Origin of the sequence: Nodularia chucula CCY0103 (assembly GCF_963923915.1) — a bacterium.
Lineage (GTDB): Bacteria > Cyanobacteriota > Cyanobacteriia > Cyanobacteriales > Nostocaceae > Nodularia > Nodularia chucula.
Window position 1 is genome coordinate 1 of record NZ_CAWUOL010000039.1, and the last position, 13,862, is coordinate 13,862.

The window sequence follows — 13,862 nt, forward strand, 5'->3', positions numbered from 1 at the left end:
CTCTTTTGGGAGGTGCGATCGCACCTCTTTTTTTTTACTTGCAATTGGGGATTCAGTGTAATGAATTTCTTTGCTTCTATTGCCATGAGTCGATAATCTCTGTATAGATTTTAGGCGGTTGCGGTGCGATCGCATCTTCTTTGCGCCTAACGTACTTCGTACTTCGCTTCGCTGATGCGCGAACTAATATAATCTCAAACAAACAGAGAAAAACTAAACATCAGCCACTATGCAAAAAAAGTAAAAAATGACAAGACCTTATCAAATTATACTAGATACCAACGTACTCCTAGCTGGTCTACGCTCAAAACGTGGTGCATCTTACAAGCTGTTAAGCATACTCAACGATACTCGCTGGCAATTAAATATTTCTACAACCTTAATTTTTGAGTACGAAGAAATACTTAAACGACAAAAAAATCAGTTAACCCTAAATGATCAAGATATTGATAATATTATAGAAGCTATTTGTGCCATATCTAACCAATGTAGCATTTTTTATTTATGGCGACCGATTGCACGCGACCCAGATGATGATTTTTTAATAGATTTAGCTATGGAATGCCAAGCAGACTTTATTATCACTTATAATCAGAAAGATTTACAAACAGCAGATAAATTTGGCATCAAAGTATTAACTCCTAAAGAATTTTTACAACAAATAGGAGAAATATCATGAGTAACTTAAACGTACAAATCCCCGAATCCTTATATAAGCAAATTGAAACCTTAGCAGCCAAAGAGAATATATCCTTAGAACAACTTGTAGCTATTGCACTATCAGCACAAGTTTCCGCATGGATGACCAAAGATTATATCGAAGAAAAAGCCAAACGCGGTAGTTGGGATAAATTCGGGCAGGTTTTAGCTAAAGTTCCTGATGTAGAACCAGAAGATTATGACATTTTACATTAAGAGTGAAAAACATTTCTATTTCTCTAAACAGTTCTGTCAAATTATTTTGTATATATGTAGTAAAGTTAAATTCAATAAAAATTAAATTCTTGTATTTTACTCCTGTTTATTTGATTTTTCGGTTAATAATTTCTCTTCTTCAAGCAAAAAACAGTCATTAGAAGCGAGTTTTGCTAACTCTGAGCGCAAATATTTACGTAACTTACTTTGTTGTCCTTTAGTTAGTCCATCAGGTAATGATTTCTCAAATAATCCTCCAGTGATTCCGGAATGTCCTTTTGCTCCAGGACACTTATTTCTAACAGATTCTTCAAGAAATACCCATATAACATTTAATATCCCTGGGTAAGTTTTTTCTTTGTCAGCAATCCCTACAATTTTACGAATTTCACTAACTGGCAAACGAATAACTAATTTTTTGTCTGAATTAGGTTTATTTTTTAGCAAGAAATTATATGCTTGCTTTGGTGTTGTAAGGAATTCAACCCAAACACTAAGATGGGGAGGAATTGCTCTTCTGTCGTCTGATGAAGGAATAAATATTTCATCTAATTGAATTGGTAAAATTTTCTTTTTTTCTGAAAAATCTTTTGGCGGACGAGCAAGACGTATAACGTAGCAATGTTCTGGGACTGAAGCTGAATTTTTAACACAATTCAGCTTCATAGATAAGTTACCAAGTAAACAATGCAACCTTTTCAATAATTGCGGTAGAGAACTCTTGTCCAACTTTTATATCTTCTCCCCAAACATCATTATTAGTACGGTAAAAGAACTCCACTTCTCCACTGCCAAAGATTTCGCACTCAAGATAGTGTTCTCCTTTTGACCAAGTATACATGAAATTATCGTTGTATCCAGGACAAGCATCAGGTACTTCCAAGCATTTATTTTGAGAAGAAAAGACACTTCTTAAGTTATCCCAAACCTGCTCTGCCTTTTTGAGGACTGACAGTGTAAACTCGGTTTCCTCACCAGCGATTGCTTCCGAGTGCAGAGATTGAATATAATCTAGAAGTTTTTGATGTCTTTGTTGATTCTCCTCTTCAAAGGTATTTAATAATCTCTGAATTGATTCATCACTTTTTAAGTTTTCTGTTACTTGATTAATTTGATCGCTTAACTGCTTTCCCTCTCGCCCCTCAAGTGTAAGTGTTTTTTTGGCTAGATTGCGAACAAATGAGCTATTGGTTGGCGCAAAAGTGAATGTAGCCATTATTTTAACAACTCCCTAGTTTTATCAGTGATACAACCTTCAAATATTTCGTTTTTACGAATACGAAAGGTTTCTAGTAACCTCCAGTGGTCATGCCTATTGCTATCAAAATCAACATCAGCAAATAAATTGATATCCAATAATACAGAAATCATATTATCGGAAGGCGGAATAATTGCTTCTGTCAGGACTAGCATTGCTTCCACATCTTCTTGAGGAATTTGTAATTGCATAAAATAATCACTAAGTCCTTGAGATATCTTAGGAGAGATTTCTGGAACTGTTAGTAAATATTCTTTGAAGTCATTGAAAGGTAATGGTAAATCTAACCGATTAATGTAACGGACAGTTACTCTACTAACTGTTTTTGAATCAGTAGCAATTTGGTATATATCCCATAGTCGTTGTGCCTCATCTCGAAATGGTTCCCATTTTTGATAAGGTGCAAGCCTACTGAATGAAAATCCATCTAAGCGGGCTTGAACAATTTGCTTATCATCAGGAGATAAGAAGCGATATCCCAAAACAGACTGATTGGCAGATGCAAATGTCGCACCTTGCCCAATATTAATTTTGTTCTCAAGGCGAACTATCTCATCCTTCCTGGTATATTCTGCTTGTATCTGATGCCCAAAATTATTAAGCGATATTAGCCCTCCATCAACAGGAGTTTTAATGCGTAAGTCAATAAGAGCTTCAGTAATCGGTATTTTGGTGTAATTTATTTTTGCCTCCATGTTCTTACCTGCTTTAACTGTGAGGCACTAAAACTCATAGTGCCACTATAATTAGTCCCACACCATAATATTACTTTTTATAGACCGTTAAGTGTGATTTAAGTTAATAATTTTATGTCTTGGGTTAATAACTACTAGAATTCCTTCATTAGAGTAGTCATCAAATGCTTGTTGCTGTCCGATTGATACAGTTTTTATGATGTTGATTTATTTTAACAATAAGAAAATTAAATTTATATTATTAATCAAATTCACCATAACTTTGATAGCAACTATCAAATCTTTTTACCTAGATCATATCATAGATGCGTTTATTTGTCAATTTTTTGTAACTTATAAGGCGGTTAGGGGAGTCGAACCCCAGTATGTTTTTATATTTGATTTAAGCTTTCAATTTTTATTGAAACTGTTCATAAAGAACATCCAGCACACGGTAATCACAGACTTACCTTCATCCAAAGATGCGATCGCGCACTTTCTGTCAAATAATTAGTGAATGTACAACAAAAAAGCGGGTGATGGGACTCGAACCCACGACGTTCACCATGGGAAGATGACATTCTACCACTGAATTACACCCGCAACTGATGTTTTGTTTAATTAAGCCACCAATTATAATATCACTATATTCACAAATAAATCATATCTGGGCAGCAAATTTCCAGAAATTCCACCAGGAGTGCGCCATTGGGGGTGATAAGTCCTCTGTTATGGGTGCGATCGCCGTTGAAGATTGAGTGATTTATGTACACCTACAACTTCATAATTCTATATAAATTGAGAAAATATACCTTATGATGATGAGCGAGGCAGAAAAATGGAGAAAAATCATATTTATACCTATCTGAAAACAGATAAATCTGCATTCTCTCTATGAAAACGCAATTTTGAACTGATTAAGATACAAAATTTTATCAATCACAGAAACCATTATGTTCAATGCCACTGAAATTTTAATTGATGCCTTCGTTGAGCAAATTAGGGAAGGTTATCGGCGTACATACGGCTGCTCAAAAAACGATTACCAAGATATTATCGCTTGGGCTGGTAACATGGCGCTAGAAAATATTGCCAACAGTGATGCCCTCTATCATAATGTAGAACATTCTATTTTAGTAACTCTTGTAGGTCAAGAGATTTTACGGGGTAAGCATATCCGAGAAGGTGGCGTTTCTAGTGAAGATTGGCTACATTTTATCATTTCTTTGCTATGTCACGATATTGGCTATGTGAAGGGAGTTTGCCGAGACGATCAGGAGTCAATAAATGTATATGCTACAGCTCAAGATGGTAAGATGGTGACTCTGCATCCTGGGGCTTCTGATGCTGCACTGACACCTTATCATGTTGATAGAGCTAAACTATTTATTGATGAGCGTTTTGGTGGTCACATTTTAATTGATTCTGAGGTAATTAAAAAGAATATTGAATTAACCCGTTTTCCAGTACCCGCAGCAGAGGATCATCAAGATACTACTACCTTTGCGGGTTTAGTGCGTGCGGCTGATTTAATTGGTCAATTAAGTGACCCACGTTATTTAAGAAAAATAACTTCTTTATTCTACGAGTTTGAAGAAACTGGAATGAATGATGTTTTGGGTTATAAAACACCAGCCGATTTACGTAAAAACTATGCTAAGTTTTATTGGAATGGTGTTTATCCTTATATTAAGGATGGATTGCATTATCTATCTTTGACGCAGCAAGGTAAACAAATTTTGGCGAATCTCTACTCAAATGTTTTTGTTGTAGAACATGAAAAAAACCAGGAAGAAAATTTATATTTATTAGAACAATAACATAGTTAGATATTAGTCATTGATGGAATAGACCAGGAAAAAATAATTATGAATTGGTGGCAGAGACTTCAGAAAAATCCTTTGGCGCAATTTGGGGCAATTGTGCTGTTAATTTTTTATGTGGCGGTAATTGCTGCTGATTTTGTTGCGCCTTACGATCCGATTGCTTCACAGCCTAATGGTTCTCTGTTACCACCAACTCAAGTTTATTGGTTTTCACAATCAGAGCCAAGGAATTTTATTGGCCCTCATATATATCCGACGACACAGGGTGATACTGATTTAGAAACTGGCGATCGCCTATTAATTGTAGACTTAGAACAGCCCACACCTTTACGTTTATTTGTCTCAGGGACAGAATATCGATTATTCCAGTTAAAGTTACCCCTCCCACCTCAATGGCAAGAAGTGACTATTTTTCCTGGTATTCCCTTAGATTGGCATTTATTTGGCACTAGAGGGGACGCTTACATTAATATTTTAGGTACTGACGACCAAGGACGGGATCAATTCAGCCGTTTGGTACATGGTGGGCGAATTAGTATGTTTATTGGCATTATCGGGGTGTTAATTACCTTTCCCCTGGGGCTAATAATTGGCGGTATTTCTGGCTATTTTGGCGGTTGGACTGATAGCGTCATCATGCGCTTTGCCGAAGTGCTAATGACTTTTCCCGGAATTTATTTGTTGGTGACTTTGGGCGCAGTTTTACCACCAGGGTTAACTAGTACCCAGCGTTTTTTACTAATTGTGGTGATTACTTCGGTAATTAGTTGGGCGGGTTTAGCGCGGGTAATTCGGGGACAAGTGCTATCGATAAAAGAACGGGAATTTGTGCAAGCAGCCAGAGCAATGGGTGGTAAGCCAATTTACATTATTATTCGCCACATTCTGCCCCAAACTGCTACCTATGTCATTATTTCGGCAACATTAGCGGTTCCCGGTTTTATTGGTGCGGAAGCTGTTTTAAGCCTGATTGGTTTGGGGATTCAACAACCTGATCCTTCCTGGGGCAATATGCTATCTTTAGCGACTAATGCTTCTATTGTGGTGCTGCAACCTTGGTTAATTTGGCCGCCTGCTGCTTTAATTATTCTCACAGTGCTGTCTTTTAATTTACTCGGTGACGGTCTGAGAGATGCTCTTGATCCCCGCAGTTTACGCAGATAAAGAAGGGAGCAGGGGGAGAATCATTTTCGAGTTTTTGCTTTTCCTTCTGGCCTCTTTTCCCCCAACTTGCTTCGGTCATTAGTCTGCCAAAAAAATAGAGACGTTTCATGAAACGTCTCTACAAGGGTTAAACTATTGCTACGGAAACTTTTAAGGAGCTAAAGCGTTACCGCGAATCAGACTACCAATGGTTTTGGCAGTAATTTTGAGTTGTGTAAAGGGATTAGCTGGAACTACGGTTTTATACAGATAGCTATCAAAGGTTAACTTCTGCACATCTAGGTCATCGCACATTTCTACAAATGCTTCGCGGGTAGCGTCGGAACGGTAGAACACGGTTTGCAGAAGGTCGAGGACTTTGTAGGTGAGTCCGTATTTTCTATCCCAGCGTTTTAGGTAAACTTTCAGGTCTTTTTCTGTGGGAATGGTTGCACCACTGTTGGACATTTCCACAATGGTTTCGGCACACATCCGCCCAGACTTAGCTGCAAAATAAATACCTTCACCAGAGGACTTGGTAACGTAGCCAGCAGCATCTCCTACTAAAGCAATCCGACCGACAACACGACGGGGGCGGGGATGTTCAGGGATGGGGTGAGCTTCTACTTTGATGATTTTACCGCCGGCTAGTTTTTCAGAAGCACGGGCGCGGATACCTGCTTGTAACTGTTTGATGCTGGCTTTATTAACTTGCATTGTGCCAGTACCAACGGCTACGTGGTCGTATTTGGGGAAAACCCAGGCGTAGAAGTCGGTGGAAACGTCATTACCGACATACATTTCGGCTAAGTCGTTGTAGTAGTCCATTTTATCCTGGGGTAGGCGGATTCGCTCTTGAAATGCGATCGCATAGTTATAATCCCCAGCATCCATTTCTTTGGCAATGCGAGAGTTAGCCCCGTCTGCACCAATGATTAAATCTACTTTGAGAGTTTTAGTAATCCCCTGTGAACCACCTTCTGTATGGTCAACGTAGTGAATTGTATAAGGATCAGTGTTACTTGTTGGTATATCAAGTTTATGAACGGTGGCATTAATTAAATTTGCCCCTAATTTTGCCGCTCTGTCACGGAGGAAACCATCCAGCACTTCCCGGCGGCACATTCCTATATATTCATCTTCTTTTACTATATTGATATTCACCTCACGATTGGAAGGCGAAATCATTTTCATCTTCCGCACTTGGCGGTCAATAATCTCTGGTGGTAATTCAAATTCAGCCACCATACATAGAGGAATCGCACCCCCACAAGGCTTGGCATTATCTAGTTTACGCTCAAATAAGTAAGTCTCAATCCCAGCTTTTGCCAGCGTTTCGGCGGCGGAGGAACCAGCAGGGCCTGACCCAACAACAGCAACCCGTAGTGTCAAAGGTCTTCTCCCAATAGTTGATAAAAACGTTTAACCCAAGCATCCTATCACGGAGTTTTGCCTGCTTTGGCGCTGTTGTTGCGGATTTTGTGGTAATTGCAATATTCCTTAATATTTCTATACAAAAAGAGGGGGTAGAGCATCGCAAATCGGGACTTGTCAATGGGAATCATAAGCTATTACCTAGTATCTATGGGCTTCTATGGAAATTTCCTCCTTCAACTCCCTAACTAGACAAGTAGGTGTTGCTGCAATTACTGGATATCAAAAACACATCTCCCCCCATAAAGGTTTTGCTTGCGCTCATAGAGTGTTCTATGGGGGTGAATCTTGCTCTCAATATTTTAAGCGGGTGATTATTCAGGATGGTTTCCGGGCGGCGCTAATTCAGTCTCGTGAACGATTCCAAGCCTGTAAGCAAGCTAATGACATTTTGCGGTCTACGTTACTGCGCTTTGCCCAAACCCCAGATAAGAAACGAGAACCGGAAAAACCGCAACCACCTAGCCAAAACCCTGGTAATCAAAGTGTTGACTGTAATGACTGTATTAGTTGTGGCGAGTGTAGTGGTAATTTGGCTGAGATGGTCAATGTTAGCCTTGATTGCAGTGGTGCTGACGGCGCTAACCTTGATTGTACTGCTGCTGACTGTAGCTTTCTCGATTGTGGCAGTTGCGGCTAAAATGTCTGATTCAGAGTCACCTAAACCATCTTAATCTGTGGTATATGTAAAGCACGGTAATCCTAGCAGTAAGCCGTAGACTTACTTGTGGAGGCGCAGCAGCAGTGGGCATAGTAGTTGAGAATGTATCTAAAAATTTTGGTAATTTTCAAGCCGTTGATCAGGTGAGTCTGGAAATAAAAAGTGGTTCACTAGTGGCGTTATTGGGACCATCGGGGTCTGGTAAATCCACTTTATTGCGGTTAATTGCGGGTTTGGAAACACCAGATAGCGGCAAAATCTTACTGACTGGTAAGGATGCTACATATCAAAGTGTGCAAGAACGCAATATTGGATTTGTATTTCAGCACTATGCCCTATTTAAACATCTGAGTGTGCGCCAGAATATTGGCTTTGGTTTAGCAATTCGCAAAACACCTGCGAAAAAGATTAAGGGAAGGGTAGATCAGTTACTAGAGCTAGTGCAATTAAGTGGATTAGGCGATCGCTATCCATCACAACTGTCTGGTGGTCAAAGACAAAGGGTAGCATTAGCCAGAGCCTTGGCTGTAGAACCGAAGGTATTATTACTAGATGAACCATTTGGCGCACTGGATGCCAAAGTCCGTAAAGATTTGCGCGCCTGGTTACGTCGCCTCCATGATGAGGTTCATGTTACCACCGTTTTCGTCACCCACGACCAAGAAGAAGCGATGGAAGTTTCCGATGAAGTGGTAGTGATGAATAGAGGACGTGTAGAACAGGTAGGAACACCCGCGCAAATTTACGATCACCCAGCCAGCGCCTTTGTCATGAGTTTTATTGGCCCTGTGAATGTTTTATCCAACACCTCCAAGATTTTCCAGAGTAGCGGCTTTGATTCGTCCGACAGCCAAGTATATTTACGCCCCCAGGATGTCGTGATTGAAAAAGAGGCTAATGGTACTACTACTCCCGCTACAGTGACTCGGTTGATTCATTTAGGTTGGGAAGTTCAGATAGAATTAACTTTGGATGACGGACAAGTAGTAGCAGCTCATTTAACACGCGATCGCTTCAACGAGTTACAGTTAGAGCCACAAGAACGGGTGTATGTCAAGCCCAAAGATGCAAGGTCTTTTCCCCTGCACTATTCAATTTAGACAGGACTTACGCAAAATTATGAAAAAACTGACCACAAGTGAAGAAGGTTTTAGAGAGTCCTTGCGTAAATTATATGAGACATCTGCACAACTAAAGTAGTTAGGGGAGAAAATTTATATTTTTTCATCTAAATTTATGCTATGTTAGGCAGCCATTACTTTTTAATTACTGACGTTATTTAGAGGCATAGAAACATTGCCCTCTAATTGCTTGACAAGTGCATAGCTTATTCTGTCGTCAAACTTGGATAAAATTGACAGTGTTCAATTTAGAAACTTATACACATCCTATTCTGTTTGTTTTTACCTGATGCTACTATTACCCCTATGTAAACATTGACATTTACATAAATCTGATAGCAAACCATATTCAAAAAGTACATGACTACACTAGCCATCACCAAAAATGTGGTGATTTATACGAAATATGCTACAATATGGCGGAAAAGACTGAAAAATCATTGTATACAGCTTTTTGGAGAAAATTAACTTTCTACATTCAGGTATCTTGCCAGACACAGTTGCGATTTTGTCTAAACTACACTAGTAATTATCACTGATATATTCACTAGTGAAATACCGCCATTAAATCCTTGGTTATTTTCATTTAAGCAAGTTGCGAAAGTTTAAGTTAAATTTTGATTCTTGCTTTGAGGGAACATCGATGATATTTGGCAGAGTTTCACTAAAAAACATGAGTATAAATCCTTGTAAAACTGGTATTGCAATTGATCAGGGTTGAAGTCTGAAATCAGTACGGAAAAGGATAAAGGAAAGCTGAAGAATTTACTGAAATTAGTTTGAAAGAGTCAAAATTCATCTAGGCAAAAGTTGCAGCCAAACTCGGCAATATCTCAGCTTTTGTCCTTTATGTGTTAAAAGTAATAAGTGTTAGCATGGTTGATTCCTGTGTATCCTTAGCAAGGATATCTCTAGCTAATTTTACTTAATTATATTGAAAATCAAGTAAAACTTAATTTTTTTGTATAAAATAAGTCAGCATGAAAATCACTGAAGCTTAACAAAATTGATGTAAATTTTCACACTCCGATTCTCCTTTTTAGTATTTAAAAGAAATAGTAAAATTTACACCTAAAAACCAAGAGAGAGGTAAAAACAATGAAAATAATTTTTCACGTGGCTAGTGCATTGGTAATGCAAGTATTATCTTTGACTGCTATTTCTTCTATGACCATGGCGCAAGAAACTATTCTTGCACCAGAACAACCAACCAGCCAGAGAATTTGCTCTTTAAACGATCCAGTGGCTAATTTATTGCCACCACTATCAAATCAGGAAAATAATACTTTCCTAAATTATCTTGCTGATGAAGGTTTTATTCAGGACGAAGCTGGAGCTTGGGTGTGTTATGTCAACGATCCCAACCAGTCGGACAGATTTTATACCCTGTTTAAGGTACAAGTACAGGATGGAAAACTCATCGGCAGTTCTTTTCTGGAAAACGGTAATTTAATTCAGGGACAAGAAACTCGGATAATTGATTTGTTTATGACCCTAGTGGGGAATCATACGAGTACAAGTCCACAAAATCGTCAAAGTGTCAGAAGGTACTTGGAAAGTTTTGTTTCTTTAGTCCAACAACAGAAGATACAAGCCTCACCCCGTGGGTTTCTTTTTGACCAACCCAACCGAGCATTAGTTTTGTACCACAACCTTTCCGGAGGAGAACTGGAAGGTACAGCCATCACAATTAATATTCAATCACCCAGTAACTTAAATTCTGGATCTGTGATGAGTCAAGGACAAAAATCTTTTTCTTTGGGAGAAAGGTTAAGGCTGAGTCGTTAAATGTCACCCAGTTTTTTAATTATTGCGTTTGGTAAGTTTTATGTGTGGTTTATTGGAGGTGTATCATGTTGAAATCGGCTTTTAAAAGCTTTACACTCTTATTTTCTTCTTTGGCGGTGGTGCTGACGATTTGTGAGTCAGCTACAGCACAGTTACGGCTCAATGAAAGAAATTCTATTCCCAGAGGACAAGAGTCCGAGTTTCTAGAGTTTCAACGCCAGAATAATAGTAATCTGCGCCAGATGCGGATTATGCCTGATTGTACTTTTGGTGATGGTCTCGGTTGTAATAAAACTGGAACAGTCATTGAGCGAATAATTAATCAGTCTAATGGTACTACCTACCAAGACATATTGCTCCGAGCAACTGGCGGTGAAAATAACTACCAGAGATTTGCGGCATTTTACAATAACAATCCTCGACTACCGAATATTCCCTATGCTTCATTTTGGAGAAATGAAGACCCCACCATTGTGGATGGATATAGATACGTTCTGGGGGAAACTGTCAGTCGTACTCCTGTAGCGGGGCTAAGAACTGTTACAGAAAACTTTGCTTGGAATCAACCGTCTAGAGGGAGAGAAATCAGTCCTCGTGATGGATTACTAGATTTAAAATATGCTTACGGACGGGTTCTGTTTGAAGAAGCCGCCAAGGTTCCCAACCTACAAGAGCAGATTAGAGCTTTGAATTTACCCCCAGAGATATCTAAGTTTTATCAGGATAATATCTCTCAAGGTTTAAGTCAGTTAAACCGTGGGAATGAAACCGGACTCAGACAAACTGTGTTAAGAGTGCTTTCTTTTCCCTACACTGAAGGGGATCTGAATGATGGTTGGTTCGGTCGTCAATTAGTTAGTGCTCCAGAGACTATTGCCGCAGTTGAACCTTCGGGAGGGGGTAGCTTTTTTAGTGCGCTTCCACCTGTAGGAGGAAGTTCGGTAATGACTGGGTTTGTACCGCCGATATTTGGGGAAACTTTTGTCCCAGCAGTAACTAGCCCTTGGTGGCCTTATGCTCTTTTACCTCTGATACCTCTGTTATTCCTCGTTGGTGGCGGTGGTGAGTCAGAAGCAGTGGAACCGCCTATTGTTCCGCCTATCGTTCCTCCAGAGGAAGAAACGCCCATTGAACCACCTATCGTTATTCCTCCAGAGGAACCAGAACCGCCCATTGAACCACCTATCGTTCCTCCAGAGGAACCAGAACCGCCTATTGAACCACCTATCGTTATTCCTCCAGAGGAACCAGAAACACCTGAGCGAGTACCAGAAGCCTCTACTTTGTCAGCTTTAATGATGTTAAGTGTGGCCGCCGGCTTATTGAATTACAAACAACGGTTGATTCGGAGTCAGGGATAAAATAAAAAATCCCTCGACTAGTTGGCGAGGGATTTCAAGCTTTAGTACTTTGCACATGAAATGTATCCCACATGAATATTGTATCCAGTGTTTCAAAATTAAGTGTGCCAAAATGGCAATATCAGGCTAGTAATTCCATCAATGACTGCTGTTAATGATTTGTGGCTACCTGTACGGACTAATTTGAGTTTAGTGACAAATGACGTTCATGTTTGGCGGATTAATCTTGATATCCCAGAAGCACAGCAACAAAATTTGCTACTAACTCTTTCTAGTGATGAACTAACTCGCGCCAACCGATTCCATTTTCAGGAGCATCGACAACGGTTTATTGCGGGGCGTGGTATTTTACGGAGTATATTAGGTCGCTACTTGGGTATTGAACCGCAACAAGTTCAGTTTGATTATCAAGAGCGTGGGAAACCAATATTAGCGGATAATTTAGCGAAAAGTGGTTTATGTTTTAACTTGTCCCATTCCCAGGGGTTAGCTTTGTGTGCTGTTAATTATCACTATCCCATTGGTGTAGATTTAGAATATATCCGTCGCCAGTCTGATGTGGAAGCGTTAGCTAAAAGATTTTTTTTACCTAGTGAATATGCTCTCATGCGATCGCTACCTCCTGAGCAAAAGCAAGAAACATTTTTCCGTTATTGGACTTGTAAAGAAGCTTATTTAAAAACAACCGGAGAAGGATTAACGCAGTTGGAGCAAATTGAAATCTCCTTAACTCCCACAGAAACCGCCCAGTTACACACATCCGACAATTGGAGTCTCTTCGAGCTAAGACCTGCTGAAGATTATTTTGGGGCTGTGGTTGTGGCTAACTCTGGTTGTCATTTGCACTGTTGGCAATACTGATAGATGTTGCTACTTATCTTCTTGCATATTGCGGACAATTTTAGTCACTAGTTTCCGGGGTGTGAATCTGACACTTTTTGCCAATATTTGATTAATGACACCGGGAATGACAATGGTTTGGCCTTTCATTAAGGCAGCATAACCAATTTGCGCTACTGTTGCCGCATCCATCATTCTTTTACCCTTCATCAGTTTAGAGTCTGCCATCCCCGTGCGTTCATGAAAAGCGGACTCAGTGGAACCAGGACAAAGCACCGTCACAGTCACACCTGTACCTTCTAATTCATTGGCGATCGCCTCAGAAAAAGATAAAATATAAGCCTTAGTAGCAAAATAAACCGCCATCAATGGCCCAGGCTGAAAAGCCGCCGCCGAAGAAACATTTAAGATTTTGCCATAGCCTTGCTTCACCATATCCTTCAGGAATAGCTTCGTTAAATGAGTCAGACAGACCATATTCACTTGCAGCATTTCCAATTCAGCAGTTAAGTCTGTTTCATGAAATAATCCATAAATACCAAACCCGGCATTATTCACCAGCACATCAACCCGAATATTGATTGCTTGCAACTCCTGAAAAATTTCTTGAGGAGATGTAGAAAAAGATAAATCCTTGACAATAGTTGTCACAAAAATACCAAATTCTTCCTTAAATTTAATGGCAACTTCTTTGAGTTTTAGCTCAATGCGGTCTACCAAGACCAAATTGTAATTATGAGCTGCAAAAATATATGCTAGTTCATAACCAATTCCACTTGCAGCCCCAGTAATCAGAGCAGTTTGTTGATCCTCGACTTGATTTGTTGTGTTCATTTGAGAT

At 39.5% G+C, this 13,862-nt stretch carries 14 protein-coding genes and 1 tRNA gene; 9 read left to right on the top strand and 6 right to left on the bottom strand.

The window, feature by feature from the left end:
- The first annotated feature begins 247 nt into the window (after window positions 1-247).
- Window positions 248-679: a putative toxin-antitoxin system toxin component, PIN family gene (locus ACM0OP_RS12595; RefSeq protein WP_414528755.1), complete on the top strand. Its 432-nt coding sequence runs from the start codon at window positions 248-250 to the stop codon at window positions 677-679.
- Window positions 676-915, top strand: a complete 240-nt coding sequence (locus tag ACM0OP_RS12600) for a hypothetical protein (protein ID WP_414528756.1) — start codon at window positions 676-678, stop codon at window positions 913-915. Before ACM0OP_RS12595 ends, ACM0OP_RS12600 begins: the two co-directional genes overlap by 4 nt.
- 96 nt (window positions 916-1,011) lie before the next feature.
- On the opposite strand, the gene ACM0OP_RS12605 is transcribed toward ACM0OP_RS12600, so the two are convergent.
- The 4 genes from ACM0OP_RS12605 to ACM0OP_RS12620 all read right to left on the bottom strand — a co-directional run bounded on the left by ACM0OP_RS12605 (window position 1,012) and on the right by ACM0OP_RS12620 (window position 3,450).
- Window positions 1,012-1,581, bottom strand: a complete 570-nt coding sequence (locus ACM0OP_RS12605) for a hypothetical protein (RefSeq protein ID WP_414528757.1) — start codon at window positions 1,579-1,581, stop codon at window positions 1,012-1,014.
- Between the two features lie 7 nt (window positions 1,582-1,588).
- Window positions 1,589-2,131 (bottom strand): hypothetical protein, encoded by a 543-nt coding sequence (locus tag ACM0OP_RS12610; protein WP_414528758.1) that lies wholly within the window; start codon window positions 2,129-2,131, stop codon window positions 1,589-1,591.
- Window positions 2,131-2,868: a TIGR04255 family protein gene (locus ACM0OP_RS12615; protein ID WP_414528759.1), complete on the bottom strand. Its 738-nt coding sequence runs from the start codon at window positions 2,866-2,868 to the stop codon at window positions 2,131-2,133. The genes ACM0OP_RS12610 and ACM0OP_RS12615 overlap by 1 nt, the downstream gene beginning before the upstream one ends.
- Window positions 2,869-3,378: 510 nt before the next feature.
- Window positions 3,379-3,450 (bottom strand) — tRNA-Gly (locus ACM0OP_RS12620).
- Window positions 3,451-3,800: 350 nt separating this feature from the next.
- On the opposite strand from ACM0OP_RS12620, the gene ACM0OP_RS12625 reads away from it, so the two are divergent.
- Window positions 3,801-4,667 carry an Npun_R2479 family HD domain-containing metalloprotein gene (locus ACM0OP_RS12625; protein ID WP_414528760.1) on the top strand — a complete coding sequence of 289 codons (867 nt, stop codon included), beginning with the start codon at window positions 3,801-3,803 and terminating at the stop codon, window positions 4,665-4,667.
- Between the two features lie 48 nt (window positions 4,668-4,715).
- Complete coding sequence (locus ACM0OP_RS12630; RefSeq protein WP_414528761.1) at window positions 4,716-5,837, top strand: ABC transporter permease; 1,122 nt, start codon at window positions 4,716-4,718, stop codon at window positions 5,835-5,837.
- Window positions 5,838-5,987: 150 nt separating this feature from the next.
- On the opposite strand, the gene chlP is transcribed toward ACM0OP_RS12630, so the two are convergent.
- Window positions 5,988-7,208, bottom strand: coding sequence for a geranylgeranyl reductase (gene chlP / locus ACM0OP_RS12635; RefSeq protein WP_414528762.1), 1,221 nt, complete (start codon window positions 7,206-7,208; stop codon window positions 5,988-5,990).
- A 202-nt stretch (window positions 7,209-7,410) separates the two neighbouring features.
- On the opposite strand from chlP, the gene yidD reads away from it, so the two are divergent.
- From yidD to hetI, 5 genes are all read left to right on the top strand, one after another.
- The gene (yidD, locus tag ACM0OP_RS12640) at window positions 7,411-7,890 is read left to right on the top strand and encodes a membrane protein insertion efficiency factor YidD (RefSeq protein ID WP_414528763.1); all 480 of its coding nucleotides are present in this window, start codon (window positions 7,411-7,413) and stop codon (window positions 7,888-7,890) included.
- 104 nt (window positions 7,891-7,994) lie between these two features.
- Window positions 7,995-9,011, top strand: coding sequence for a sulfate/molybdate ABC transporter ATP-binding protein (locus ACM0OP_RS12645; RefSeq protein ID WP_414528764.1), 1,017 nt, complete (start codon window positions 7,995-7,997; stop codon window positions 9,009-9,011).
- 1,119 nt (window positions 9,012-10,130) lie between these two features.
- Window positions 10,131-10,820 (top strand): hypothetical protein, encoded by a 690-nt coding sequence (locus ACM0OP_RS12650; RefSeq protein ID WP_414528765.1) that lies wholly within the window; start codon window positions 10,131-10,133, stop codon window positions 10,818-10,820.
- Between the two features lie 65 nt (window positions 10,821-10,885).
- The gene (locus ACM0OP_RS12655) at window positions 10,886-12,181 is read left to right on the top strand and encodes a hypothetical protein (protein ID WP_414528766.1); all 1,296 of its coding nucleotides are present in this window, start codon (window positions 10,886-10,888) and stop codon (window positions 12,179-12,181) included.
- Window positions 12,182-12,322: 141 nt separating this feature from the next.
- Window positions 12,323-13,042, top strand: coding sequence for a 4'-phosphopantetheinyl transferase HetI (hetI, locus tag ACM0OP_RS12660; protein WP_414528767.1), 720 nt, complete (start codon window positions 12,323-12,325; stop codon window positions 13,040-13,042).
- Window positions 13,043-13,051: 9 nt separating this feature from the next.
- Here the strand turns inward: hetI and ACM0OP_RS12665 are convergent, their stop codons facing one another.
- Entirely contained in the window at window positions 13,052-13,855 is an 804-nt protein-coding gene (locus tag ACM0OP_RS12665; protein WP_414528768.1) for an SDR family NAD(P)-dependent oxidoreductase, read from the bottom strand.
- Between the last annotated feature and the right edge of the window lie 7 nt (window positions 13,856-13,862).